This is a genomic window from Acinetobacter calcoaceticus (assembly GCF_051947995.1).
Lineage (GTDB): Bacteria > Pseudomonadota > Gammaproteobacteria > Pseudomonadales > Moraxellaceae > Acinetobacter.
Window position 1 is genome coordinate 81461 of sequence record NZ_JBLVVH010000002.1, and the last position, 25381, is coordinate 106841.

15 protein-coding genes are annotated in these 25381 nt (G+C 45.2%); 7 read left to right on the forward strand and 8 right to left on the reverse strand.

The window, feature by feature from the left end; translation table 11 throughout:
- Positions 1–128: 128 nt before the first annotated feature.
- Positions 129–635, reverse strand: a complete 507-nt coding sequence (locus ACNQO6_RS03500) for a hypothetical protein (RefSeq protein ID WP_343578470.1) — start codon at positions 633–635, stop codon at positions 129–131.
- A gap of 190 nt (positions 636–825) precedes the next feature.
- Here ACNQO6_RS03500 and ACNQO6_RS03505 point away from each other — a divergent pair, with 190 nt between their 5' ends.
- The 3 genes from ACNQO6_RS03505 (at position 826) to recD (ending at position 10047) form a co-directional block, all read left to right on the forward strand.
- Positions 826–4473, forward strand: a complete 3648-nt coding sequence (locus ACNQO6_RS03505) for an exodeoxyribonuclease V subunit gamma (RefSeq protein ID WP_440208110.1) — start codon at positions 826–828, stop codon at positions 4471–4473.
- A 9-nt stretch (positions 4474–4482) separates the two neighbouring features.
- Entirely contained in the window at positions 4483–8196 is a 3714-nt protein-coding gene (locus ACNQO6_RS03510) for a UvrD-helicase domain-containing protein (protein ID WP_440208111.1), read from the forward strand.
- 147 nt (positions 8197–8343) lie between these two features.
- The gene (recD, locus tag ACNQO6_RS03515) at positions 8344–10047 is read left to right on the forward strand and encodes an exodeoxyribonuclease V subunit alpha (protein WP_440208361.1); all 1704 of its coding nucleotides are present in this window, start codon (positions 8344–8346) and stop codon (positions 10045–10047) included.
- A gap of 699 nt (positions 10048–10746) precedes the next feature.
- On the opposite strand, the gene ACNQO6_RS03520 is transcribed toward recD, so the two are convergent.
- Positions 10747–12045 (reverse strand): serine hydrolase domain-containing protein, encoded by a 1299-nt coding sequence (locus ACNQO6_RS03520; RefSeq protein ID WP_440208362.1) that lies wholly within the window; start codon positions 12043–12045, stop codon positions 10747–10749.
- 236 nt (positions 12046–12281) lie between these two features.
- On the opposite strand from ACNQO6_RS03520, the gene rpsO reads away from it, so the two are divergent.
- The 4 genes from rpsO (at position 12282) to ACNQO6_RS03540 (ending at position 17852) form a co-directional block, all read left to right on the forward strand.
- Positions 12282–12551, forward strand: coding sequence for a 30S ribosomal protein S15 (gene rpsO, locus ACNQO6_RS03525; protein WP_004774141.1), 270 nt, complete (start codon positions 12282–12284; stop codon positions 12549–12551).
- A 256-nt stretch (positions 12552–12807) separates the two neighbouring features.
- Entirely contained in the window at positions 12808–14895 is a 2088-nt protein-coding gene (gene pnp, locus ACNQO6_RS03530; RefSeq protein ID WP_343580417.1) for a polyribonucleotide nucleotidyltransferase, read from the forward strand.
- Between the two features lie 281 nt (positions 14896–15176).
- On the forward strand, positions 15177–16496 hold the full coding sequence (locus ACNQO6_RS03535; RefSeq protein ID WP_005226497.1) for a dicarboxylate/amino acid:cation symporter: 1320 nt from the start codon (positions 15177–15179) through the stop codon (positions 16494–16496).
- Positions 16497–16628: 132 nt separating this feature from the next.
- Positions 16629–17852, forward strand: coding sequence for a magnesium transporter CorA family protein (locus ACNQO6_RS03540; protein ID WP_199974193.1), 1224 nt, complete (start codon positions 16629–16631; stop codon positions 17850–17852).
- A gap of 25 nt (positions 17853–17877) precedes the next feature.
- Here the strand turns inward: ACNQO6_RS03540 and ACNQO6_RS03545 are convergent, their stop codons facing one another.
- The 6 genes from ACNQO6_RS03545 to ACNQO6_RS03570 form a co-directional block, all read right to left on the reverse strand.
- Entirely contained in the window at positions 17878–18204 is a 327-nt protein-coding gene (locus tag ACNQO6_RS03545) for a chaperone modulator CbpM (RefSeq protein WP_005226501.1), read from the reverse strand.
- An 11-nt stretch (positions 18205–18215) separates the two neighbouring features.
- Complete coding sequence (locus ACNQO6_RS03550; protein ID WP_440208112.1) at positions 18216–19160, reverse strand: DnaJ C-terminal domain-containing protein; 945 nt, start codon at positions 19158–19160, stop codon at positions 18216–18218.
- Between the two features lie 141 nt (positions 19161–19301).
- Positions 19302–19913 (reverse strand): LysE family translocator, encoded by a 612-nt coding sequence (locus ACNQO6_RS03555; protein ID WP_440208113.1) that lies wholly within the window; start codon positions 19911–19913, stop codon positions 19302–19304.
- A 118-nt stretch (positions 19914–20031) separates the two neighbouring features.
- The gene (hslO, locus tag ACNQO6_RS03560) at positions 20032–20907 is read right to left on the reverse strand and encodes an Hsp33 family molecular chaperone HslO (RefSeq protein WP_005280808.1); all 876 of its coding nucleotides are present in this window, start codon (positions 20905–20907) and stop codon (positions 20032–20034) included.
- Between the two features lie 117 nt (positions 20908–21024).
- Positions 21025–22842 carry a cation:proton antiporter domain-containing protein gene (locus tag ACNQO6_RS03565; RefSeq protein WP_440208114.1) on the reverse strand — a complete coding sequence of 606 codons (1818 nt, stop codon included), beginning with the start codon at positions 22840–22842 and terminating at the stop codon, positions 21025–21027.
- A gap of 102 nt (positions 22843–22944) precedes the next feature.
- The gene (locus ACNQO6_RS03570) at positions 22945–25170 is read right to left on the reverse strand and encodes a primosomal protein N' (protein WP_440208115.1); all 2226 of its coding nucleotides are present in this window, start codon (positions 25168–25170) and stop codon (positions 22945–22947) included.
- Positions 25171–25381: the final 211 nt, after the last annotated feature.

Below are 25381 nucleotides of genomic sequence, written 5' to 3' on the forward strand. Positions count from 1 at the left end.
AACATCCCCTTAAGACGTAAACACGACATGGAGGTGGGCGGGAGCTACGATCAGTTTTTAACTGTGACCTCAAACTACTCATCCCATAAAAAAGCAGGTATTTGAATCAATACCTGCTTGTAGTGGATTTAGGCAACAATGGTATTGCGACTTTTTTGCTGGATGCGTTTTGCCAGGTTATAGCAATCCTGTACATGTGCTTCAGTGATTTTTCGCATCATGAAATAGCCCAGGCTGGCGGCCACAAGCTGTCCACCCAATGGAATAAATTTAGTCACCTGTTTGGTGGCAATCTTGGTGAAAAAGCCGTTAAACGACTTTTTCATTGCGGTACGTGCCACCACAAAACCTGAAAACTCAAATCCACGTTTACGTAGCTCATCCCAGTGAATTTTTTTAGTTTCAGGATCGTAAACACTGATATGTTCAGGCGCCAGACCAAAACGGGCATTAATATGCGGAATAATCTGGGTCAGCATACCCAAATCCACCACCACATCAAAAAAAGGAATCGGTACAATTGCTGCACCTGCTGACCAATATGCACGTTTTTTAGTGAGTTCTAAACATTCGTCACGAATTTGTTCCAAGTTTAAACTTGGGTCAATGGAATCAGGAATTTTTTCAATTTTCATAAAGTTATACCTAAAGTCTATCCCTTGATAGTACATTCAATCGTATTGAATGGTGAATTTCAAAACAATTTTTTTGTTGGATTGTGTATTTAACGTGACTTCATGATATGAAGTTGAATGTTGTATAGTGACTATTATGGACGGTTTCATGCAACAAAATGATCATTTTTTGATGAGGTTATATTAATACATGGGTATTCATGTTATTCAAAGTCAACGCCTTGAAGTGTTATTGCAAGGTGTGATGGCATCAATTACCCAGCCCAGTGATTCCCCCTTTCAGGTGTTTAAAACCCAGCATTTTATTGTCCCGAGTCCTGCACAAGAACAATGGTTAACGCAGAAAATTGCTGAACAGCAGGGCATGACCGCCAATTACCAGTTTCATCAACGTATCCGTGGTTTTCAATGGTATGCCTATCAGCAGGTGCTTGAAAATAAAGAGCAGGTACGGAAGGCCAATATTCCACGATTAATTTTAAAATGGCGTATACACCAAGCCTTGCAGCCCTTTATCCGTGCCGATCAGCTTGATCTGGCGGTAGATCACCCTCTTTATTCAATTGTGCAGCGTATCTATGACAGTGCGGCCCAATTACCGCAGGGTACAGAAAAACAGTTAAAAAAGCAGAGTATGCTGTATTGGGTAGCGGAACAGGTGTCGCAACTCTTTAACAACTACATGATTTATCGTGGTCATTGTCAAAAAGGCTGTCGCAGTGAATGCAGTTGCTCAAGTAACTGGCTCTCCACCTGGGGGCAGAATAAAGCGCTGGATATTGAACAGCTGATTGCCAAGACGGATCAGCAGACCTCAGCCTTTAGCTTAAACCAGACCGAGCAACTGGAAGCGTGGCAGCGTTGGTTATGGCAAAACTATTTCCATGATGATTTTATCGAGATGCAGCGCATTGATGCGGATTTCTGGCAGACCTTAGCGCATGCGCAGACCCGGGACAAAGCGCTGGCTCAATTACCGAATCAGGTGATCGTTTTTACGGTGCTTGATTTACCGCCCAGCCAACTGCAGTTTTTACGCCGTTTAGGTCAATATCTCGATGTGGTGATTTTGCACTATAACCCGTCACAGGAATATTGGGCAGATAGTGTCGATCCTTTGTGGAAACAGCGTTATGATCTGGGTGTGAAAGAACGGTTTATTGCCAAGCATCCCAAGGCAACCGATGCGGAAATCGCCGCTTTTTTTGAAAGTTTCAGTTTAGGGTTTAATGCCTTGAATCGTGAGTCTCGTCATCCTTTACTGACCCGTTTAGGCAAGCAGGCACGCGATCACTTTTCCCTGTTATCGCAACTTGCAACCGGTGAGGAGGGGAAATGGGTCGATGCCTTTGAGGATTATTTTCCTGAGACGCTACTGGGCAAAATCCAGTCGGATATTTTCTATCTGGCTGAACCGCTGCCTGAACAATATGCACTGGCAACCGAAGATCACTCTGTGCAGTTTCATGTCTGCCATTCCAGCCTGAGACAACTTGAAGTTTTAAAAGAGCAGTTGTTACATTGGCTGTCACAAGCAGATGCAATGCCACGTCGCCCAAACGATATTCTGGTTCTGACCCCGAATCTGGCAGAGCTTGAACCGCTCATCCGTAGCGTGTTTCCTGCAGTGCCGAATGATCATGATGTGTTTTTACCGGTTAAGATTGCGGGTGTGGCGCAGCTCGATGCATTGAATGCCTGGCGGGCAGTCTTGGGACGTTTGCAACTGACGCAAACCCGAATGACCCAAGATGATTTTGCTGACTGGTTGAATCTATCGGCCACCCAACAGCGTTATGGACTGGATTATAGTCAGGCACAACGCATCCTGAGCTTGCTCAATGAAGCGGGTTTTAAACGCGGTCTGGATGAAGAGCATCTCAAACAAAGCTTGAGTGCCGATGATCATGATTACCGTTATAGCTTCAAGTTTGCTTTAGACCGTCTGGCTTTAGGGATTGCAGTGCCTGCGCATGTGATGGTGCAGCAGACCTTGAGTTATGCAGGGGTACAGCCGAGTGATTTTGAACTGATTGGCATTCTGATTCAGATATATCAGGATTTATCGCTGCGACGTCACTGGCTAGTGGCACATGAGCAGGGGCAACGCTTACCGGTAGAGACCTGGCTCAAACGCCTGAAAGCCGATGTTCAGGAATTTGAGCAGGCTGAGATTGTGGCCTTAAAGGCGGTGCGTGAAATTATCCAGAAGCAGGAGCGTATGCTGACGCTGGCCAGTTATTATGAAGAGATGGAAAGTCAGTTACGCCAGATTTCTTTGCCCTTGCCTTATATCATTGAAGAAATTCAACGCACGCTGGAAAGCCAGTCGGCACAGGTTGAACCTACTGGGCAAATTACCTTTAGCCAGATCGGTCAGATTCGCCCGATTCCTTATCGACTCATTGTGATGCTGAATCTGGATACCGGAAAATTTCCAAACCGGGATAGTCATATTCCCTTTGACCTGATGGATGCATTACGTCAGCAATTGGGGGACCGTTCCCGTCTGGAAGATGATCAGGGTGCTTTTCTGGATGCTGTCTTGCTGGCACAGGAACAATTATGGTTGTTCTATAATGGCTTTGATATGAATGATGGAGAAGTGCGGGAACCCTCCAGTGTGTTACAGCATTTCCGTGATCATTTGGCATTTATTATAAAGCCATCCTTAGCGGATGAGGTTGAGAACAGTCCTTCGGTAAAGCAAAGCCTGAATGACTTTAAAGCCTTGCAACTTCCGACACAGCTTTATCCTTTGTATCATATTCATCGCTTACAACCCTTTGATCCATCAGGTTTTATGGCAGAACAGCGACATATACGTTTTCAGGATCAATGGTTTAAGGTTGCTGCACAGATTCAACAGGACAAAGGCGACCGGGCAGCTTGGGTCAATACGGTTTATCCGGTTGAAAATAATGAAATGCTGATTCTGGATGGTCAGCAGTGGATTCAGGATGTGACCTTTCCTGCGCGTTTGTACTTAAAAACGTTGGGTGTAGAAAACCTGAGTGCAACAGAACTTGTTGATCAAAGCGAGCCATTATTGCTGGATGGTTTGGGTAAATATGCCATTCGCCATTTTCTCCAGCAGCATGATGACAAGACCTTGCCCCAGTTATTACAAGATCAGCTACCTGTCGGCAAAGTCCAGCAAAGTGCCTGGCAGCAAAGCTGTCTGGAGCAACAGCGCCTAATGGAACGCTTGCAGCACTATGCTGCAGCACCGAGTGAAACTACACAGCGTGTTTGGCGTGTATCGAAGCATTTACAGCTCGGTTGTATGACCCCGAAACACATTGGTCAGGACTGGGTCAGTCTGGATGCTTCCAGTGCACGCGCCAAACGCTTTGCCAAGGTCTGGCTGGAATATCTGTTGTGGCTGACGGTACTGGATCACGAGACTGCCTCGGAAAAACGCCGTATTGTGGTGTTCAGTGATCAAACCGTGATTTGTGAAGGATTGAGTTCTCAGCAAGCACGCACTTATCTGCAAGACTGGCTGGAACTGTGGCAGCATGCCCAGCAACAGCCTGTGGTGCTACCTGCAGCCTTGATGTTAAAGCCACTGGAAAAGGCCAAACAGCATGAATGGTTTGAGCTGGATTCGAAACAGGTATTAAGTGAAGACAGTCAGAAGCAGTTATTAAAAGACTGGAATGATACCGGCGACTTTTCTGGTTTTGATATGAGCCAGAATGAAGCCTGCAAGTTACATCGGGACTGGCAGTTTATCTTGCAGGAACAGGATGCAGCGGCCTTATTACAATACGCCTGTGATCACTATTCCTATCGCCTCTACCAGCCCATTTTTGAATTTTTACGCGTGGAGTAAGACCAAGCTATGAACGCGCGCTATCCTGTGTCTTTACAACCGATTCGTGATATTCAATTTGAAGGTTTACACCTGATCGAAGCCTCGGCAGGAACAGGTAAAACCTTTACCCTGTCCAGTTTAATGGTGCGGATTTTCTTAGAAAAATATTTGCCCAATCAGGTGATTGCCACCACCTTTACCCGTGCAGCGGCTGCCGAGTTAAAAAGCCGTATCCGTTTACGTCTGGTGGAAATGCAAAACTATCTGGAACCATTACGTAGCGTGCTGGAACAGGATATTCAGATATTGGCAGCCCAAGAGCCAGACCCGCTTAAACAGCAGGTTTTGCAGACTTTTGCGCCGCGTATTGCCTATGCCTGTGAACGCTTGAAACTGGTGATTGACCAGTTCGATGAACTGTTTGTCGGGACGCTGGACAGCTTTAGCCAGAAGCTGCTCAGGGAGTTTGCCTTTGAAAGTGGCAAGATCGAAGCGGCGCAGATTACCGATGATGCAAAAAGCTATACCCGTCAATTGATTCATGATGTGTTACGTGAGTGGATTCAAGCCCAACCGCAACAGGTGATTGATGCACTTTATAGTGTAGGGGGGCTGAAGAGTGTGGATCATTTTGTATCCATGGTCGAAAGCTCCCTGAACTTTAGTTCGGCTCAATTTAAGCTGCCGGCCATGCCCGAGATTGAGCTGGCGCAACTGCAGCAGTGGCAACAGCAAGCTGAACAGATTCAGCTGGAGACGCTTGCGGCTTATTTTGATCTGGATGGTGTGCATTATGTGCATATCAATGGCAGCTCTTTCCGTAATCATGCCTTCAATAAGCTATTTACAGTACATTGTCCAGCCCTATTAAATGCTTTGAAACAAGCATCACCGCTACAGGTGTTTGATGCTTATTTTGAGGTAGATCGCGATGCCGTATTCAAGTTTTTAGACAAGCTCGAACAGCAGAAAATTTTTAAGAAATGCCCTGCAGACATCAGTGAAGGTTTTTACCAGCATCCCGCGATCGTGCAGTTACAGGTACTTTGTCAGGCACTACAACACACTCAACAACAATTTGAGCAGTTGCAGGTGTATCTAAAAGCCTACCTGTGTATTGAGGTCAGGAAAAGGTTGCCTCAGGTTTTACAGCAAAAGGGTGAAACCACATTTTCCCAGCAAATTAAAACCTTATCCGAGGCTTTAAAAGGCGAACAGGGACAACGTTTCGCTGTTTTTGTACAGGCCCGTTATCCGTTAATTCTGGTGGATGAGTTTCAGGATACCAATCAGGATCAGGATGACATGCTGGCCAGTATCTGGCGACATCCGCAGCGCTATCAGAAGGGCTGTATGATCATGGTGGGAGACCGTAAACAGGCGATTTATGGTTTCCGTGGCGGGGATATGCTGACCTTTCTGAATGCCTATCAGGATATTGTGGCGAAGCAGGGGCGGGTCTATAAGCTGATTCATAACCATCGTTCAGTGAAAGAGCTGGTTGAGGTAGTGGACAGCCTGTTCCAGCGGCAGACTGACTTTGGTGAGCAGGTCGTCTATGACCCGATTCAGGCTGGTTCACGTCCACATCCTGCCCTGATTGAAAATAACCAGATCAATCCTGCACCATTACGCTGGTTACAGCTACAGGAGGGCAATGAACAGGCTACCCAAGTGGCCTGGAAAATCCAGACCCTGCTTAATCAGGCACATGCCGCAGAATTGTATTTGGAGGATGAAAATCCTAAAGCCATTTGCGAAGATGATATTGCGGTCCTTTCCCGTAGCCATCGCCAACTGGATGAAGTTCAATATGTGCTGGAACGTTTGGGGATTCGCGTTAATCGTCCATCTAAGCGCAGTGTGTTTGATTCAGCCATTGCACAGGATGTCGGGGCATTGTTAACTGCCATTCTTCATCCTTATGATGAAGCCAAATTAAAACGTGCTTTACTCAGTCGTTTATTCGGTTTTGACTTAAGTCGACTATTGGCGCTGGAACAGAGTGCGGCAGGCTTGAGTAGTTATATCCAGCAACTGGATGAAATACGGGAAATGTGGCTCAATCAGGGGTTTCTGGCGGCATGGCAACGTTGTCTCAACCAGTTTGGTATCTGGCAGCAACTGGTGGCAACGCAAAGCAAGGACAATGAGCGTGCGGTGGTCAATTTACGCCATCTCACCGATATTCTGAGTCAGCACAGCGAACATGTGCAAGGCATACAGAACCTGTATCACTGGTATCTCAAGCAACTACATTCACCCAGTGACCGTGAATGGGAGCTCGAACATAAGCTGTCTAGTGAAGCCGGTGTGCAGTTGATGACGATTCACCAGTCCAAGGGGCTGGAATATAAAATCGTGTTTCTGCTCGGTGCCAATAAAGCCTTTTCGGAAATGCAGAAAAGTTTAAACTTTTCCACTGCCGAGATTCAGCATCCGGAAACCGGATTGATCCGTACCCAACGGGTGGTTGCCGTCGCCGATAAAAACTTTCTCCAGCAGGCTGAACTGGATCAGCATCAGCAACGCGCGCTGGCTGAGCAAAACCGCTTATGGTATGTGGCGCTGACCCGTGCCAGCCATCGGGTCTATGCGGTATTTGAACCTGAGAAAGGCGATAAAAACAGATTTTCCGGACTGGCATTCTGGAAGAACCAAGGCGATGCTTTCCAGCATCCTTGCTGCGCAGATGAGGCTTTGGTACTGGAACGGCCTTATGCCACCTACCAGCAGCAAGGCAAACAGAAGTTCCCGCTTGCTGCCCAGCCCTTACCGGAGCAACGCTTTTACGCACGTGGCAAGACCAGTTTTAGTTATCTGGCACAGCATCTCAAACATAAGGCCAATCGTGTTGATCGCTTGGCGAATACCGATGCCGACTTTGAACAGGCAGAAGATGAACTGCATCTTGCCACTAGCCAAGCCTTAGCGAGCTCTCAACCGATTGCATGGATTAAACAGTATTTTCCGAAAGGCACGCTGGCCGGCAACTTTCTGCATGAAATCTTCGAGCAGATTGATTTTCAACGTCCGGAAACGTGGATTGAGGAAATTCGCCGCCGTTTTAAAAATACTTATCAAAGTTTATGGGTCGAATTGCTTGAACAGTATCAGCAGCAGTTTCCGGAGCAGACGCAGCCAGAACAGCAACTGTATGAATGGATCGCTGACTGGTTGCAGGATGTGGTGGTGACGCCCCTCTATCAGGGCTTTCAATTAAAGCAACTGCTTGCGGGACAATATCTGTCGGAATGTCCTTTCTATCTGGCATTGTCGGATCGGGTACTGGCCATGCAGCGTGTACAGCAACTGTTTGAAGAGTACGGCATCCACATGCCCGAACTGCTTGAGGCCCGGTCTGCCCGCTATCTGAATGGTTCCATCGATCTGGTTTACTTTGACGGTCAGCGCTACCATATCGCCGATTATAAAAGTAATTATTTAGGCACGGCCCAAGCCGATTATCAACATGAGCAGATCGCAGAAAGTATGTCGCTTTCCAGCTACTGGCTACAAGCGGCTTTATATCTGGTGGCGTTGCATCGCTATCTCGGAGTGAAGTTGCAGAATTACAGCATTGAGCAGCATTTGGGTGGTGCATCTTACTTGTATTTACGGGGCATGAATGGGCAAGCACAACAGGGTTGTCTGTACTGGAAACCTGAAGACGAATTTATCTTGCGTTTAGACGCCATTCTTGGATATTTCTCTGAGGATAAAGCTGGAAAAATGGTGTAGATAAAATGTGTGAATTTAAACTAAACAAAAGCTTAACTTGTGGATAAGACTGTTTATAACCTTGTGGACAAGCGTGTGGGTAAGTTTGAGGATAACTCTGTGGAAAAGCATGTGGATGATCAGTCTGAGCAAATCACCTGGTTGAATATGTGGAGTCAGTACCTGACACAGGCAACTTTTTCTCAATCTGCCCAAACAGTTGGGGCTGCGCAAATATTACAGCAACTGGTTGAAGCCAGCTTGCAAGGCGACAGCTGTATTGAAGTCAATCCATTACAGCTTGAAGTGCTTGGTGACCTTGCCGTTTCGAGTGAGGCTGCTACCAGTCAGGTGGCGCCGTGCGTCTACGATCAGCAGGGCTTGGCATTATACCGATATTGGCAACTAGAGCAACGCCTCGCGGAACAGATTTGTCGATTAAAGCGACAAACGATTCAAACCCTTCAGGCGGCGAATTATCATGACCTGCTCAGTGATGAACATCAGCAGAATGCCTTGAAAATGGTGTTGCAACAAGGTTTGAGTATTATTACCGGCGGTCCGGGGACAGGTAAAACCTTTACTCTGGCACGTATTATTGCAGCCCTGAACCAGATGATTCCTGATATTCGTATTGCCATGGCGGCACCAACGGGGAAGGCTGCCCAACGCATGCAGGAAGCCTTACAGAACTCGTTTAATGATCCGAAACTGTTAGCATCGGGGCTGATTAGCGATGAATTACGTCATCAAAATACCCAGACCTTGCATCGACTACTGGGCATGGGCAATCGGCAGATTCCACGTTTTAACCAGAAACAGCCTTTACCCTATGATGTGATTGTGGTCGATGAAGCCTCCATGCTGGATTTAAATCTGGCGACTGCTTTGTTTGAAGCCGTGCCTGATCATTGCCGTCTCATTTTATTGGGAGATGCCAATCAGCTGGCTTCGGTGGATGTGGGTTCTGTCTTGGCAGATTTACAGCAAGTCGCTGCATTGGCCGAGAATCGGGTGCAACTGCAAACCAGTCGCCGTTTCTCCGGGGAGGCCAAGATTGGACAACTGGCAAGATTTATTCAGGCCCAGCAACATCAGACCGATGTGGATGCTGTATTGGAAAATCTGGAACGCCAGATTGTGGCCGCAACCGCCTTGCAACCCGTTGCTTTGTCTAAAGACATGTCTGACCTGATTCAACTTGAATATCTGCCGCAACAGCATGAGACGGATATTAGCAGCGCCCAGCAGAAACTGATGTATGGCTTTCAAGGCTATATAGATGCGCTAAAGCTGTATATAAAGGCAGACGAACCCGAGCAATATATTCAACAGGTAATACAGCGCTTTGATGATTATCGGATTTTAACCGCGATCCGGCACGGACAATTGGGGATTGAACAGTTAAATCGTCATGCCGAACAATGGCTAAACCAGCAACTCAGACAGATTGCTGTAGGGGACTGGTATATCGGGCGTCCAGTAATGATGACCTATAATGATTACCAGCTTGGTATTTCCAATGGCGATATCGGGATTTGCTTTAAACACAGATCCCAGCCACAACAATTTGAAGTCTTTTTTCCTAGCCTGAATAAATGGATCGCGGCGCATCGCTTACCGCGTAACATGCAGACTGCTTTTGCCTTGACCATTCATAAATCGCAAGGTTCCGAATTTACCCATACCGCGATTGTACTGGATGCCGGTGCGAAGAAATTGCTGAGTCAGGAATTGATCTATACCGCAGTAACCCGGGCCAAAAAAGTGGTCAGTATTCTGGCTGATCCAAATGCTCTGTTACAGGCGCTTACCACCCGCACAGTACGCCGTAGTGGTTTAGTGCAAAAGATCAATTTGCTCATATTGTGAACTTTTACTTCAAAATATAAGCGTTTGTAAGTAAAAGCTTACAAGGATTCGAGATATTGTCGCTAGAGCAAATGAGTGCTTTTTGAGATTATGTACCCACAAAGAGCCTGGCATGGAATGCGAGGTAAATCGCAAAAATATAATAATAACGTCGTGATGACAGCGAACTTACAGTGAAGTAAGTGATAAGAGAGGAAACTTACAGCCGCTAAGCCTTGTAGTTTTGGGAGAGACTACAGGGCTTTTTTATTTTCGCTATTCAGGCACGACATATTTATCAACCTTCAGATCTGGCCGTCCTATGATTAAAAACGTGAACATTCATGTTTTTGTCACTTTATGCAGGTTTAATTTAGTCTGATAAAAACAAGAAATGAGAATTCTGTTGTAGAACAATTTTTTGTTATTATTAAGTTAAATGTTATACAGACTTGTACGTTTTTTCTTACACAGAGATAAGAAAAATGCTATTTTTCTCCATAATTGATTCTGACAGAATAGTCAGTATAGAAACAACACACATGCGATAACAGAGAATAAGTAAGAACATGATGTGGATAAAACATTCAGAGGGTATGAATGTGAAAGGAGAAGAAGAGTTAATAATAAAAACAAAGCAAAGTGATAATAATAAAACCTCAGCGCAAAAGCCCAAGTTGAAACTTGGGCTTTTTTGTTTGGAACTGTTTACTTTACAGGTTAGACCAGATCCGCCTCAGTACGATCTGTCGCAAATAGCGACCGGCGCTGGTTTTTCGGAATTTTCGGGCAATTGCTAGAGATCTGGTATAGCGTTTTTGCCAGTGCAGGCAGATGTGTCCCTACGACTGATTTACCTGTGGTGAGCAACGATACGCTAATGTCACGTTCAGGATCCGCCCAACATAAAATATTGGAGAAACCGATATGACCGAAGGCCTGTCCTGTCATTGGCCCAAATAAGCCAACTGGATTGCTGCCCAGCATTGGCCCCAGCGCATAGCGCATCGGTGCCAGCAGGGTGCGATCCAGACTGACACCCGATGTTGGCAAGGTGGAACGGAATACGGTTTTGGCACTCATGATCTGCTTGCCTTGATACTCACCACCACTCAGCAACATTTCAAAGAAACGGCCCGCCTGTTCAGCACTGGTATAGATGTTGCCTGCAGGACAAATGGTGTCCATAAAGCGACGATCATTGGTGACATCCACCGCCAGTTGCAGACCACCGCCTAATACGTGATTGAGGTAGTAGTCGGTGCCCAGACTCGGATGAATGCCGGTGGCATAGTTGAGAGCAACATCGTCACGATATTCAGGTTTTAAACCGTAGTTGAAATAGTCCAACCCCATCGGTTTTTCGATATGCTCGGCGAGGAACTCACGAACACTTTGCCCTGTGACCCGCTGAACAATTTCACCCAGAATATAACCGGCAGTGACAGCATGATAGGCAAGGTGGGTACCCGAAGGGGAAACCGGTTTTGCAGCATACAGCAGCTTTAAGATGTCTTGCTGGTTAAATAGCAGTTCTGGCGTGACTTCATGATCAATACGTGGAATGCCGCCACGATGGGAAAGTAAATGGAAAATGGTGGCGCGGCGTTTGCCATTGACGCCATATTCGGGAATGTAATAGCTAATCGGATCAAGTAAATTTAGCTCGCCACGTTCATCCAGCATATGAATTAACATTGCTGTCACCATTTTCGAGGCAGAAAACAGGCAGACAGGCGTATCGGGTGTGGCAATCTTGGCATCCGCCGCCAAGCCTTCAGTCGAGTTGCCTTGTGCATATCCAATACTGCGGTTTAACAGTATCTGTCCCTGACGACGTAAACATAAAGTGATGAGTGGATAATTCCCCGTTTTATATAAGGATTCAACACTGTGCCAGATTTTTTGAAGCTGTTTTTCGGTCATGCCACCCAAGTCCGCTGACACTTCATCTTTGCTGCGAATCACTTGATTAAGGTCATCTGGCACGTAGCAGGTATTGGTCGATAAAATTTTCACGCATCCCTCGCAATTTTTCATTTTCTTTTTTCCCTGTCATCAATCTAAACAGAGCAAGGCTAGTGTGCCTATTTTGTACAATGCTGTCAGCTGCCGAAATGCCAAGCAACATAAAACAATTTTGCAATATAGCGATAGATCACTTAAAATAGCGCCTTGCTGTAGTGATGCACGGCAGTCAGTTGGTTTCAACTGATCAATATCATTTTATTTTTTAAGCATCTCGGAGAAATCGAATGGCTTTAACTAACGCAGATCGCGCAGAGATCATCGCTAAATTTGCTCGTGCTGAAAACGACACTGGTTCACCTGAAGTACAAGTTGCTTTATTGTCTGCGCAAATCAATGATTTGCAAGGTCACTTTAAAGAACACAAACACGACCATCACAGCCGTCGTGGTTTGATCCGTATGGTAAACCAACGTCGTAAATTACTTGACTACTTAAACGGTAAAGATCACGGTCGTTATGTTGCTTTGATCGGCGCATTAGGTTTACGTCGTTAATTCGATTTTACTTTGTTTTCGCTATTTCGCATGTTGCAATGCCTTATCGCTGAAAAGAGAGTTTCACCTAATTTCCGTTAGGTGAGTTTAGAAGGGGCGCTTGTTCGCTCCTTCTTTGTGTTTAAATTTATTTAAAAATTTTGATCTAGTGCGATGGCTTCTAAGCTTTGTCATTTATCCACACGCTAGTGGTGGTCTGAATGCCAAACCTTAGGGGTCTCACTAGAATAAAACTAGGAAAATATAATACATGTCAATGTTTAATATCATTCGTAAAGAATTCCAATTCGGTCAACATCAGGTTGTTTTAGAAACGGGTCGTGTTGCACGTCAAGCCAATACCGTGTTAGTGACCATGGGTGGCGTAACTGTTCTGGTTGCAGTGGTTGCCCAACCTAAAGCAAAAGCGGGTCAAGACTTTTTCCCGTTAACTGTAAACTACCAAGAAAAACAATATGCTGCTGGTCGTATCCCGGGTGGTTACGGTAAGCGTGAAGGCCGTGCGTCTGAAGCTGAAACTTTAATTTCACGTCTGATCGACCGTCCAATCCGTCCGTTGTTCCCAGAAGGTTACTTCAACGAGATTCAAGTCACAGCAACTGTTGTTTCTTCTGACAAAACCATGGATGCCGATATTGCTGCAATGCTCGGTACTTCTGCTGCATTGTCAATCGCAGGTACACCATTCCGTGGTCCAATCGGTGGTGCGCGTGTTGGTTTAATCAACGGTGAATATGTTCTTAACCCGAACTTTGAACAACTTGCACAATCTGACCTTGACCTTGTGGTTGCGGGTACTGAATCTGCAGTATTGATGGTTGAGTCTGAAGCGAAAGAGCTTTCAGAAGACCAAATGCTTGGTGCTGTTCTATTCGGTCATGACGAAATGCAAATCGCCATTCAAGCGATTAAAGAATTTGCTGCTGCTGCGGGCGCAGTAGAATCAACTTGGGTTGCTCCAAGCAAAAACGAAGTGCTTCTTGAGCAATTAAAAGCAGCTTTCGAAGCGAAGATTTCTGAAGCATATACCATTGCAATCAAACAAGACCGTTATGCGGCACTTGATGCACTTTATGCAGAAGCAGTTGCTCAGTTCGTTCCTGAAAATGACGAAACGGGTATTGCTGACGAAGTCAATGAATTATTCGAAGACCTTAAATACCGCACCGTACGTGACAACATTTTGTCAGGTAAGCCACGTATTGATGGTCGTGATACCAAAACTGTTCGTGGTATTGACGTACAAGTAGGTGTATTAGACCGTGCACACGGTTCTGCATTATTTACACGTGGTGAAACTCAGGCGTTGGTTACAACGACTTTGGGTAACACGCGTGATGCGTTGATGGTAGATACGCTTGCCGGTACCAAAACCGACAACTTCATGTTGCACTATAACTTCCCAGCATACTCTGTCGGTGAAACTGGTCGTGAATCTGGTCCTAAGCGCCGTGAAATCGGTCATGGCCGTTTAGCGCGTCGTGGTGTTCAAGCGGTTCTTCCAGCGGCTGACCGTTTCCCGTACGTGATTCGTATCGTTTCTGACATCACTGAATCTAACGGTTCATCTTCAATGGCTTCTGTATGTGGTGCTTCATTATCACTTATGGATGCCGGTGTTCCGCTTAAAGCACCAGTTGCGGGTATCGCAATGGGCTTGGTGAAAGAAGGCGAGCGTTTTGCAGTACTTTCTGACATCTTGGGTGATGAAGATCACTTAGGTGATATGGACTTTAAAGTTGCAGGTTCGGCAAATGGTATTACTGCACTTCAAATGGATATCAAGATCGAAGGTATCACTGAAGAGATCATGGAAGTTGCATTGAATCAGGCTTATGCAGGTCGTATGCACATCCTTAATGAAATGAATAAAGTGATTTCACGTGCACGTGCAGAAATCAGTGCCAATGCACCAACATTTGAAGTCATTAACATCAATCCAGACAAGATCCGTGATGTGATTGGTAAAGGTGGTGCAACCATCCGTCAAATCACTGAAGAAACCAAAGCTGCGATTGATATCGAAGACAATGGTACCGTACGCGTATTTGGTGAAACCAAAGCGGCTGCGAAAGCTGCAATTGCAAAAATCCAGGCGATTACTGCAGAAGTTGAACCAGGTAAAATCTACGATGGTAAAGTCATCCGTATCGTTGAGTTTGGTGCGTTCGTTAACATCATGCCAGGTACTGATGGCTTGCTTCACATTTCGCAAATCTCGAATGAGCGTATTGCGAATGTGACTGACGTATTGAAAGAAGGTCAGGAAGTAAAAGTACAGGTTGCTGATGTCGACAACCGTGGTCGTATCAAGTTGACAATGAAAGATATCGAGCAAGCATAAGCTAGCCCGGTCTTTCGACTTAAAAAGCGCATTGTTTACACAATGCGCTTTTTTTATTAACTGGATGATTATTCAGGACATAATTTTTAAACATTTTGGGCATAAGCTGTAGAAATTATGAACATAAGTGGCTTTTATATTAGACATTAGTCTAATATTTTAAATGTGAGCCCTACAACTAACGTAGAATTCCCCAAATTTCCGTGCCTGCCGTATTTATGTGGTTTTAGATAGACAGTCGGAAGTCTATTTGTTCATCTCAATATGAAGGAATATTGCACATGCTTGTCGATCATGTAGCCGCAGGTCAAGATGACCAACAACCTCCCAAGAAACCAAAGTTCTATCAAATTCTCTATGTACAAGTGATCTTCGCAATTGTAGCGGGGATACTACTCGGTCATTTCTTTCCTGAGTTTGGTGAAAGCTTAAAGCCGCTGGGCGAAGCCTTCATTAAAATGGTGAAAATGATTATTGCCCCAGTGATTTTCCTGACCGTTGTCACGGGGATCGCGGGCATGAAAAACATTGGAAGTGTTGGGCGGGTGACCGGGAAGGCAATGATTTACTTCCTGACCTTTTCAACCTTAGCTTTGATTGTTGGTCTGATTGTCGGAAATGTGATTGAACCAGGTCATGGTTTAAATATTGATCCAAGTACCTTACACAGCACCAAAGTTGACGAATATGCAGCCAAAGCACATGAGTCTTCAATCACCGGCTTCTTAATGAATATTATTCCGGATACCTTGGTGAGCCCGTTCGTATCGGGACAGATTCTTCAAGTGCTATTTGTTGCCGTATTATTTGGTTTGGCATTGGCAAAATCAGGCGATTTAGGTCGTCCAGTTACAGACTTTCTTCAACAACTGACCAATCCTGTCTTTACGCTGGTCGGGATGTTAATGAAATTCGCGCCGATTGGTGCATTTGGTGCCATGGCATTTACCATTGGTGCGTACGGCATTAGCTCGATTGGTAATCTGATGTTGCTGATCGCGACCTTCTATATTACCGCATTACTGTTTGTGATCGTCATTCTGGGCGCTGTTGCACGCTATAACGGTTTCTCGATTATTGATCTGATCCGTTATATTAAAGATGAACTCTGGTTGGTACTCGGAACCAGTTCATCTGAAGCCGCATTACCTTCATTGATGGCGAAAATGGAAAAGGCAGGCTGTGAGAAATCAGTGGTCGGTCTGGTGATTCCGACAGGTTATTCATTTAATCTGGATGGTACCAATATTTACATGACCTTGGCAGCCTTGTTTATCGCGCAGGCCTGTAATATCGAATTGACGCTGACTCAGCAGATTACGATTCTATTGGTGGCGATGTTGAGCTCTAAAGGTGCAGCAGGGATCACTGGTGCAGGCTTCATTACCTTGGCAGCGACACTTTCAGTCGTACCTGCAATTCCAGTCGCAGGGATGGCACTGATTTTAGGGATTGACCGTTTCATGTCTGAATGTCGTGCATTAACCAACCTGGTCGGAAATGCATGTGCAACGATTGTGGTTGCGAAATGGGATAAAGCATTAGATAAAGAACAACTTGATCTGGCGTTAAAACACGGTATCGTTAAAGAAGATGCATAATCTTTGATCTGTTAAAAAAGCCTCCCTGTGAGGCTTTTTTTATGGAATGGCAAAGCGCTTGTTTGAATAGCGATAGCTTTTTATGACGCTTCATGGCAGCATTTCAATAGCTATCCAAATTCATCTTGTCCTATGCAGCTTTATTATTTTTATCGTCATAACAGCGAAAATACAATTTTTATTAGTACAGAACAACAAGCAGAACATGCGCTGGAATTTTTGTGGGTCGATAGTTTAAGACAGGATCTGGTCAATCATACCGAGACCTGGCAAAGTGATATTTGTCGGCATACGGGATTGGTCTTGAACGAATTTCATATGCGCGACTTACTCAATATCGAGCATCCTTGTGCTTTTGATACGGTAGAAGAATATGACCTGCTGGTGTTCCGTAAACTCATTAGCCCAGATGACCAGATTCTTGAAAGCGAGAATGTGCTGGAATCCCATGAGAGCGTATTTGGACTTGCCACCACACCGATGAGTTTTATCTTGACCCCTACGATTTTGGTCAGTGTCAGAGAACAGGGGAATCAGGCAGTAGAGAGTTATATTCAGCGTATTCAGACGATTATGGGGCGTCCGATCGCCGAGCAGAATAAACCGCGTAAATTGCCTGCCACACCCGCAGATCTTTGCTTGCGTTTACTGAATAGCATGATTGATGGTTATCTGAATCTACGGACTCCGCTCACCCGTCGGGTGGAATATTGGCAACAGCAATTGTTACAGGGCAATCGTCGTTTTAAGCAATGGCATCAGTTATTTCATGAAGACATGGCATTCCAGCAAATCGAAAATTTATGTGAGGAACAGATTGAAACCTTGCAGGAGTTTAGAGATGAGCTGGTGGATAATTATCATCATGTCGTGGGTGAGCATAAACATAAGGCACAAGATATCTTGCTGGTACGTTTGAATGATCTGATGAGCCATGTCGAGCGGGTACAGAAACATACCTTACGCTTGCGTAATGCGATTCAGTCGGCTATCGATTTGCACTTTTCTGCGATTGCCAACCAGACCAATGAAAACATGCGCATATTAGCCATTATCACTGCCATTTTTGCGCCATTGACCTTATTAACAGGTATCTATGGGATGAACTTCGAGTTTATTCCCGGGCTGAAATCACCTGTCGGGTTCTGGATCATGCTGGGTGTGATGCTCATGAGTACCGTGTTGCTGCTCTATTATTTCTATCGTCAGCATCTGGTTGGGCGCGGTGAGCGGAGTGTAATTGATTTGCTGGCACAGCAGCATAAGCAGCGTAATCTGAATTTGTTATGGTTTTTGGACTACGAACCGATTAAGCAAACGCTGAAAGAAGTGGAGAAAATGACCAAGTTAAAATAGTTTGAACTTGGTCATACTAAATCCTTTAATGAAAATGTTTGAGCTGTTTACGTAGCTGTTGCACTTCATCGATTAAATCCAGCATCACGGCTACAGCTGACAGGCTTGCATCAAAGTCGCGTTGCAGGCGATAGGCACGTCTGGCACGGCTGACATCTTCACCAATAAACTGATAGCTTTGTGGGTCAACAGAGATTTGCAAAATATCATAATCGATCAGCTTGAGGACCCAGTCGGTACTTTGACCACATGCTTCGGCAAAGTGTTCAAGATCAAGTGCCAATTGTTCATCAATGATTTCAACTTGGCAGTGACCGTCATATTGAATTTCTTTGTATTGAATCGTTGTCATGATCTTACTCCTTATGAGGCACGAGGTTTAAATGCAGCAAAGGCATCGGCAAATTGTTGATAAGCCTGTTGCTCTTGTTCACTGTGCGCTGGCGGTAAAACAATATTGATAATCAGGTACAGATGTCCCGCAATCTTGTTGGGAATGCCTTTCTCTTTTAAACGTAATTGCTGTCCGTTCTTGGCGTTTTTCGGCAAGTTGACCTTGAGTTGTCCAGCAGGGGTATTGACCTCGATACCTTGTCCCAAACCTGCTTCCCAAGGGCTGACGTCAATGGTTTGATAGACGTCAGCGCCTTCAACACGAATCCGGTCAGTATCCTTGTACTGAATCTCGATATAAAGATCGCCATTTGCACCGCCATTGATGCCACTCTGGCCTTGACCATTGAGACGGATTTGCTGACCTTCCTTCATGCCTTTTGGAATTTTAACTTCCAAGGTTTTGCGTTGAACCTCAGGTTCACCATAGACGTTATAAGTCGGAATTTGTAATGTGATTTGCTGGGTTGAACCGTGGTAGGCAATCTCTAGATCGACCTGAATGCTGGCATGTTGATCTTCACCACGATAACTACGCTGTTGGCGTTGAGAGCGTTGTTGTCCGCCGCCAAAGCCTGAACCGAAACGGCCAAACAGGTCTTCAAAACCACTAAAATCTGCTCCTTCACCTGAACTCTGGCGATAAAACTGCGCACCATCGAAACCGCTTTGATTGCCTTGACCAAAGTTGGAAAAGCCTTGAGGGTGGTCCAGCATCTGATCATATTCAGCTTTTTTGCTACTATCGCTCAAGGTGTCATAGGCGACATTGATCGCCTGCATTTTGGCTTCCGCATCGGCTTCTTTGCTGATGTCAGGATGATATTTACGTGCCAGTTTTCGGTAGGCCTTTTTGATTGCATCTGCTGAGGCATCTCTGGAAACACCTAGCTCTTCATAATAATTTTTTGCCATGATCTTTAAATATAATAATGTTGTGTTTCTTTCATTATGAAACGAATCCAAGAGATTTCAATGGATTCGATTGTATAAGACTTGTTCTGTCTGAATGTATGCACAGCGTATAAATGGTTTTATTGTGGCGGGTTTAAATGCCTAGATAAAGGTTTCGATCAGACCATAGAGCGCAATCAAGACCAGCAATACTCCGCATAAGCCGAGAATTTTTGGGTAAACACTGCTTTGTGAAAGGCGGCGGAAGAATAGATAAACCAAAGATAAGGTCAGGAAATCCAGAATAATCCAGGTCACCGTCAATAGACTGAGACTAAAATTGATATGGGGTGAAATTGAAATAAACTGCGGGAAAAATGCCGAGAAGAAAATAATATCTTTGGGATTGGAGATGCCGACCAGAAATCCTTTGTTAAAACCGCCATTTTGTGCCGATACGGTTTGAATCGCAGTAGGATGCGGCGCCTGAATGACTTCTTTAATAATGCTATAACCGAGATAGGCAATATAAAGGCAACCGAATACCCGAATGGCTTTCAGGTAATTTTCATCAATGCTCAGAAAGCCTTTGAGAATCAGCACTGAGATAAAAATCAGGATCAAAGAGGCAAAGTTGGTTCCAAAGATGGTCTGTAGCGCTTTTTTATAACCGCCTTTGAGTCCGGCACTGGCCACCAGAATCATGACAGGCCCCGGCGTGGCGATTAGCACCACCACACTCACAATAAACAGTACATATTCAAAGTAATTCATAGATTAATCATAAGGTCGATATTATAAGGAGATTTGAACATTGTTTTATCGGGTAGACCTTAATACAAAATAAAAAAAGACGGAAGCCCGTCTTTTTTTATTTTCAACATTGAATGAATTAACTTAAATGTTCACCGAATAAAGCCAAGGCTTCTTCTGCCGTAAATTCATAGCGTGTATTACAGAACTGGCAATCCATCTGGATCGGGTTTTGTGCTTCTAAAGTTTCATGCACTGCATCTACACCAATCTGAATCAGGGCATTGGCACAGCGCTCTTTTGAACAGGTACAACCAAACTTTAACTGCTCAACTTCAGGCAAACGCACCTCTTCTTCGTTATACAAACGATAGAGGATTTCATTGGCTGACAGGTCGGTCAGTTCTTCCGGTTTCAAGGTTTCAGTGAGCATGGTCAGACGAGGCCATAGGTCTTCGTCGACCAGTTTTTGTTCTTCTTCATCATTCCGAGGAAGCAGCTGAATCAATAAGCCGCCTGAACGTTTGCTGTTGGTCGCCAAGACAATATGCGTCGGAATCTGGGCCGATAAATCGTAATATTGCGTTAAGCAGCCGGCCAAGGTCGGTTGATCAAGCGGTACGATCCCTTGATAGCGTTCACCGTGTTCAGGTTCAATATTAATGAACAGAACCGGATTGGTTAATGCTGCCAGTACCGTACGGCTATCATGGCCTTCGACAAATCTTGGGTCTTCTTCATAATCAGCCAAGGCACGGACTTCACCCAAATGGTTACATTCAGCCATGGCCCATTTGAAGGTGCCGCTTGCCTGAATCTGTAAGCTAATACGACCACGGATTTTCAGTGTGCTGGCAAGTAATGCAGTCGCACTTAACATTTCGCCCAACAGGCTTTGTACTGCAGGCATATATTCGCGTTGCGCCAAAATGGTTTGTAATGCTTCTTCCAGATGCACCACTTCACCGCGAACAGGGCAGTCCTCAATAAAAAAGCGTTGGCGTAAATCAGACATATTTTTCTCCAGTATCCCGCACAGGGAAAACAAAGCAATGCGCTGCTTTGAAAAGCACTGAGGGCTTTATAAAAAGGTGCATGTATGCAGTCAATAATGGTGTCAGTTTGCTAAAACTCAAGATGTTTCATTGAGTGAATTTGCATCACTTTGTGTGTTTTGATCACTGCGCGTGCGATCAGTCTGCAAAGTTTTTGTGTTTTCAAATAAATACTCAAGTTCTGCAATCGCACTCGGATAATATTCAATAACCTCTTGCTGTTCCTGTACCCAGTGTTGCTGGATCAGCAGCAGTTCATCCTGTTGCTTAAAACGTTCTATCTGCGTTTGTGCATCAAGGTTTGACAGACCCGCTTCAATTAACGCCTGCTGGGCCATCTCCAGTGAAGCGGCATAGGTTTCACGCCAGATATATTGAATGCCTAAACTATTGAGCAAATGCGCATGATGTCGGTCGCGTGCCCGTACAAACAGGGTCAGGTCCGGATGATTCAAACGCAGATAACGTGCCAGATTCATACTGTCTTCAACATCATCAATGGCGAGGATCAGGAGTTTGCAATATTCGATTCCGGCAGCACGTAAGTTCTCAACCTGAGTCACATCGGCATCAAAAAACCGGTGTCCATATTGTTCAATAAAATCAGCATCAGGCTGGTTGCTGTCAATCACGCTAAAGTGTTTACCTTGAGCATGTAAAGCACGGGCAACCACTTGCCCAAAGCGTCCAAAACCGACAATCAGGATTGGATGTTGTGGTACATCCTCAGGTACAACAGGTACTTTGTTCTGCAACCGTGGCAAAATTTCTGTATCAAAGAGCCAGTACAGCAGCGGCGTCAATAACATCGAGCCGAAGACGATGAGCAAGGCAGGCTGTAATAAGGCCTTGCCAAGTAAATTTTCACTTTCTGCCAGTTTGAGCAAAATAAAGGTCAGTTCACCACTTTGCGCCAAGGTGATGGCAAACAGGGTACTACGTCGGGCATGACGTTGCTGGTAATAATGGATGGCTGCAATCACACCGGACTTGATCAGGATCAGCCCAAAGATTGAACCCAGGATCAGTAAAGGGGTTTGAGTTATAGGTTCTAATGAAAGGCCTAAACCCATCGCCAGAAAAAATAACCCGATGGCCGCATCTTTAAAAGGTGCAAGAATACGTTCAACTTCAGCTTTAAATTCGGTTTCTGCCAGTAATAAGCCTGCCAAAAATGCACCAATCAAGACATGAATATTCAAAATATCCATAATCAGAATGACCGAGACAATAATCAGGGCACTCAGCACAGGGATGAGTTGAATACTGTTTTTTTGTGCTAAAAAGCGGAAGGCTGGACGTACCAGATAGCGACTGGCGAGAAACAGACCTGAAATCGTGGCAATGATTGCTGCAAAATAAGCAATCCCGTGTCTTGTCGATGCAGTATCTTCCAGCAAAGGAAACAGCGCAATCAGAATCACGGTAATAAAAATCTGAAATTGCAGTGTTGCCAAACAGGCTTGCCCCAACGGGCTATGCAGTTGCTGTTTTTTCTCTAGCAGTTGCTGTACTAAAGTCACTGCGGAGAGGGCTAGTGCAAAGCCAAGAATGAGACTGCCCTGCAACTGATGAAACAGCAGGAAACCTGCACCGACTAAAAGCGGGATGATGACTGCAAGTTGAAGGCCCGTACTTTTAAGGATACTTTTACGTTGCAGCCACAGTTGTACAGGTCGAAAGCTTAGACCTAGAAACAGCATGACCGCCATCATGCCTAGATTGAGCAGTGACTGGATCAGTTGAGGATCTTCAATCAGCCCAGAAACATTTACACCGAGTACAAGCCCTGCGATGAGATAACCTAAAACTGTTGTGCCCATATAGCGCTTGGCCAAGGGCACAAAAATTAAAGTCGCAGCCAGTAAAAAAATAATGGGGAGCAGTAAGGACATCGAATGCCTCAATTTTTCTATTCTGTTTAGACGAACTCAAATGAGTAAAGCTTAAAAAGACCAATCCAAGATGGGGCTTTTATAAGGTGCACCTAAACTATCTTAACTAAACTCTTGTGGATCAACATCAATGGAAAGCCTGAGTTGATGCTGTCGTGGTAAATGTACCACTTGTTGCCACCATTGACGCAAATAAAAGTGCAGTTTTGCCCGATCGGTAGATAAAATCACCATGTGAGCACGATAACGGCCTGCTTTACGCTCCATCGGTGCGGGGATTGGGCCCCAGATATCGACCAGATCACCCGCCATGCTCCTGAGTTGCTGGGCAATCTCGGCCAGAAAGTGTTGGCTATAGTCGCGATCTTTCGATTCCACCCGAACCAGTACCGTATAACGATAAGGCGGCAGCATGGCAATTTTGCGATCAGCCAGCATTTGTTTGGCAACGGTACGATAATCATGCTCAATCAGCGTGGTTAGCATTGGATGATCAGGGCGTAAGCTTTGTAAATAGACACTGCCTTTATGCTCACCACGTCCAGCACGTCCGGCCACTTGCACAATCAATTGTGCAGTCCGTTCAGGCGCACGTGGATCGACACTGAGCAGGCCTGCATCAATATCAAGAATCGCAACCAGCGTCACATGCGGGAAATGATGGCCTTTCGCCAGCATTTGCGTGCCCAGCAAGATACTTGGTTTGTTTTGCTGGATCCGGTCATAAATTTTCTGCCAGCTACCGACCCGGCTGGTACTGTCACGATCAACCCGAATTACCTCATTGTGCGGGAACAGTTCCTGTAAATGTTCCTCAAGCTTCGCCGTTCCTGCCCCAATGGTTTTCAAACTCTGTTTCTGGCATGCAGGACAATGGTCTGGCAAGCGGTTGATGGTTCCGCAATGATGACAATGCAAATAGTGGTAAGGCTGTGAATGCAGGGTAAAGTGTGCATCACAATGTGGACAGTTGGCTTGCCAGCCGCAGCTTTCACACATCAGGATCGGCGCATAACCGCGTCGGTTTAAAAAGATCAGGACTTGTTCTTTGCGCTCTAACGTATGCTTGATTTGCTGAATCAAGGTCTGGCTGAGACCATGCTGCTTTTTTGCAATCTTTAAATCCACCACATGCATTTTCGGTAAAACCGCCACGCCTGCACGTTGATTCAGTTCAAGCAGTTCCAGCTTTCCAGACTCAACCAGATGATAACTATCGATACTTGGCGTCGCAGAGCCAAGTATCACCGGACAGTTCTGCAAATGTCCGCGATATAAGGCGACATCACGGGTATGGTAACGGAAGCCTTCTTGCTGTTTATACGAGAGGTCATGTTCTTCATCTAGGATAATCAGTCCCAGATTGGGCAATGGAGTATAAATTGCAGAGCGTGTCCCAATAATGATCGAGGCTTTGCCGGTTTGTGCATGTTGCCATGCCTGTAGCCGTTTTGAGTCATTCAGCCCTGAATGCAGTAAGGCAATATCACAATGAAAGCGTGACTTAAAACGTGAAACGGTTTGCGGGGTGAGGCCAATTTCCGGGACCAGCACCAGTACTTGTTTCCCTTGTTTTAATACCTCATGCATCACTTGCAGATAAACTTCAGTTTTGCCGCTGCCCGTCAAACCATCGAGTAAAAAAGCCTGATAATGATGTTGTGCCTTGAGAATATGTTGAATGGCTTTTTTCTGGTCTTCATTCGGTGTTAAGGGAACTTGCGCCAGTTGCACCGGTGTCGGGGTAAAATCATGCGGCTCCAGACAGCACTCAACCAAGCCTTTCTTTTCTAGCGCTTTCAGGGTCGAGGTTTCCACCCCGCTCAGGTTTAAGACATTTTCAGTGGTGCCATGCGGATGCAGTTTTAATACCTGATAGGCGTCATATTGTTTTTGCGAACGTTTTAATAATGAGGCTGGGTCATCATGGGGTGTGATTTTCCAAAGATGAAACAGGATATCTAAGGCACGACCTTGTCTGAGTAAGGTCGGTAAGGCACTTTGCATGACCTCGCCAATCGGAAATTGATAATATTGGGCTGACCATGTCAACAAAGTTAAAACTTGTTGGTCTAAAATCGCTTCCTGATCGAGTAATTCCGTAATGGCTTTAAGTTTGAACTGACCGGTAAAGACTTCGTCTGGATTGACTTTTTCAGTGATGATCCCGACCAGATTTTGCCGCCCAAATGAAATCGCAACACGCGCGCCAACCTGTGCCTGAGCGTATTGCGCTGCGCTAACCGTATAATCAAAGGTATCATACAGATACACCGGTATGGCAACGCGAATACGGTAAACAACAGTGCTAGAATTTTGGGTCGGCATATCGGCTTCATTCATATAAAGTGTATATTGATATTTTCAGCTTTTTAAGTTGTATGATCGCTTAAAACAACTTAAATAAGGCATGACGGCATCTCATAGAATTATGCTAAAGTGCTATGCGTTATGTCGATGAATTTCATGTGGAACCACGTTCCTCAGACCATACACGGATGCACTTAACAACGACTATTTTGGGACAATTAGAACAGAA

What these genes read in the sequence shown, in the direction of transcription:
- hslO (WP_005280808.1), bottom strand. Translation starts at nt 20,907, where the DNA reads ATGTCTGATTTACGCCAACGCTTTTTTATTGAGGACTGCCCTGTTCGC.
- ACNQO6_RS03540 (WP_199974193.1), top strand. Translation starts at nt 16,629, where the DNA reads ATGCAGCTTTATTATTTTTATCGTCATAACAGCGAAAATACAATTTTT.
- ACNQO6_RS03500 (WP_343578470.1), bottom strand. Translation starts at nt 635, where the DNA reads ATGAAAATTGAAAAAATTCCTGATTCCATTGACCCAAGTTTAAACTTG.
- ACNQO6_RS03510 (WP_440208111.1), top strand. Translation starts at nt 4,483, where the DNA reads ATGAACGCGCGCTATCCTGTGTCTTTACAACCGATTCGTGATATTCAA.
- recD (WP_440208361.1), top strand. Translation starts at nt 8,344, where the DNA reads ATGTGGAGTCAGTACCTGACACAGGCAACTTTTTCTCAATCTGCCCAA.
- ACNQO6_RS03565 (WP_440208114.1), bottom strand. Translation starts at nt 22,842, where the DNA reads ATGTCCTTACTGCTCCCCATTATTTTTTTACTGGCTGCGACTTTAATT.
- ACNQO6_RS03535 (WP_005226497.1), top strand. Translation starts at nt 15,177, where the DNA reads ATGCTTGTCGATCATGTAGCCGCAGGTCAAGATGACCAACAACCTCCC.
- ACNQO6_RS03570 (WP_440208115.1), bottom strand. Translation starts at nt 25,170, where the DNA reads ATGCCGACCCAAAATTCTAGCACTGTTGTTTACCGTATTCGCGTTGCC.
- pnp (WP_343580417.1), top strand. Translation starts at nt 12,808, where the DNA reads ATGTTTAATATCATTCGTAAAGAATTCCAATTCGGTCAACATCAGGTT.
- ACNQO6_RS03555 (WP_440208113.1), bottom strand. Translation starts at nt 19,913, where the DNA reads ATGAATTACTTTGAATATGTACTGTTTATTGTGAGTGTGGTGGTGCTA.
- rpsO (WP_004774141.1), top strand. Translation starts at nt 12,282, where the DNA reads ATGGCTTTAACTAACGCAGATCGCGCAGAGATCATCGCTAAATTTGCT.
- ACNQO6_RS03545 (WP_005226501.1), bottom strand. Translation starts at nt 18,204, where the DNA reads ATGACAACGATTCAATACAAAGAAATTCAATATGACGGTCACTGCCAA.
- ACNQO6_RS03505 (WP_440208110.1), top strand. Translation starts at nt 826, where the DNA reads ATGGGTATTCATGTTATTCAAAGTCAACGCCTTGAAGTGTTATTGCAA.
- ACNQO6_RS03550 (WP_440208112.1), bottom strand. Translation starts at nt 19,160, where the DNA reads ATGGCAAAAAATTATTATGAAGAGCTAGGTGTTTCCAGAGATGCCTCA.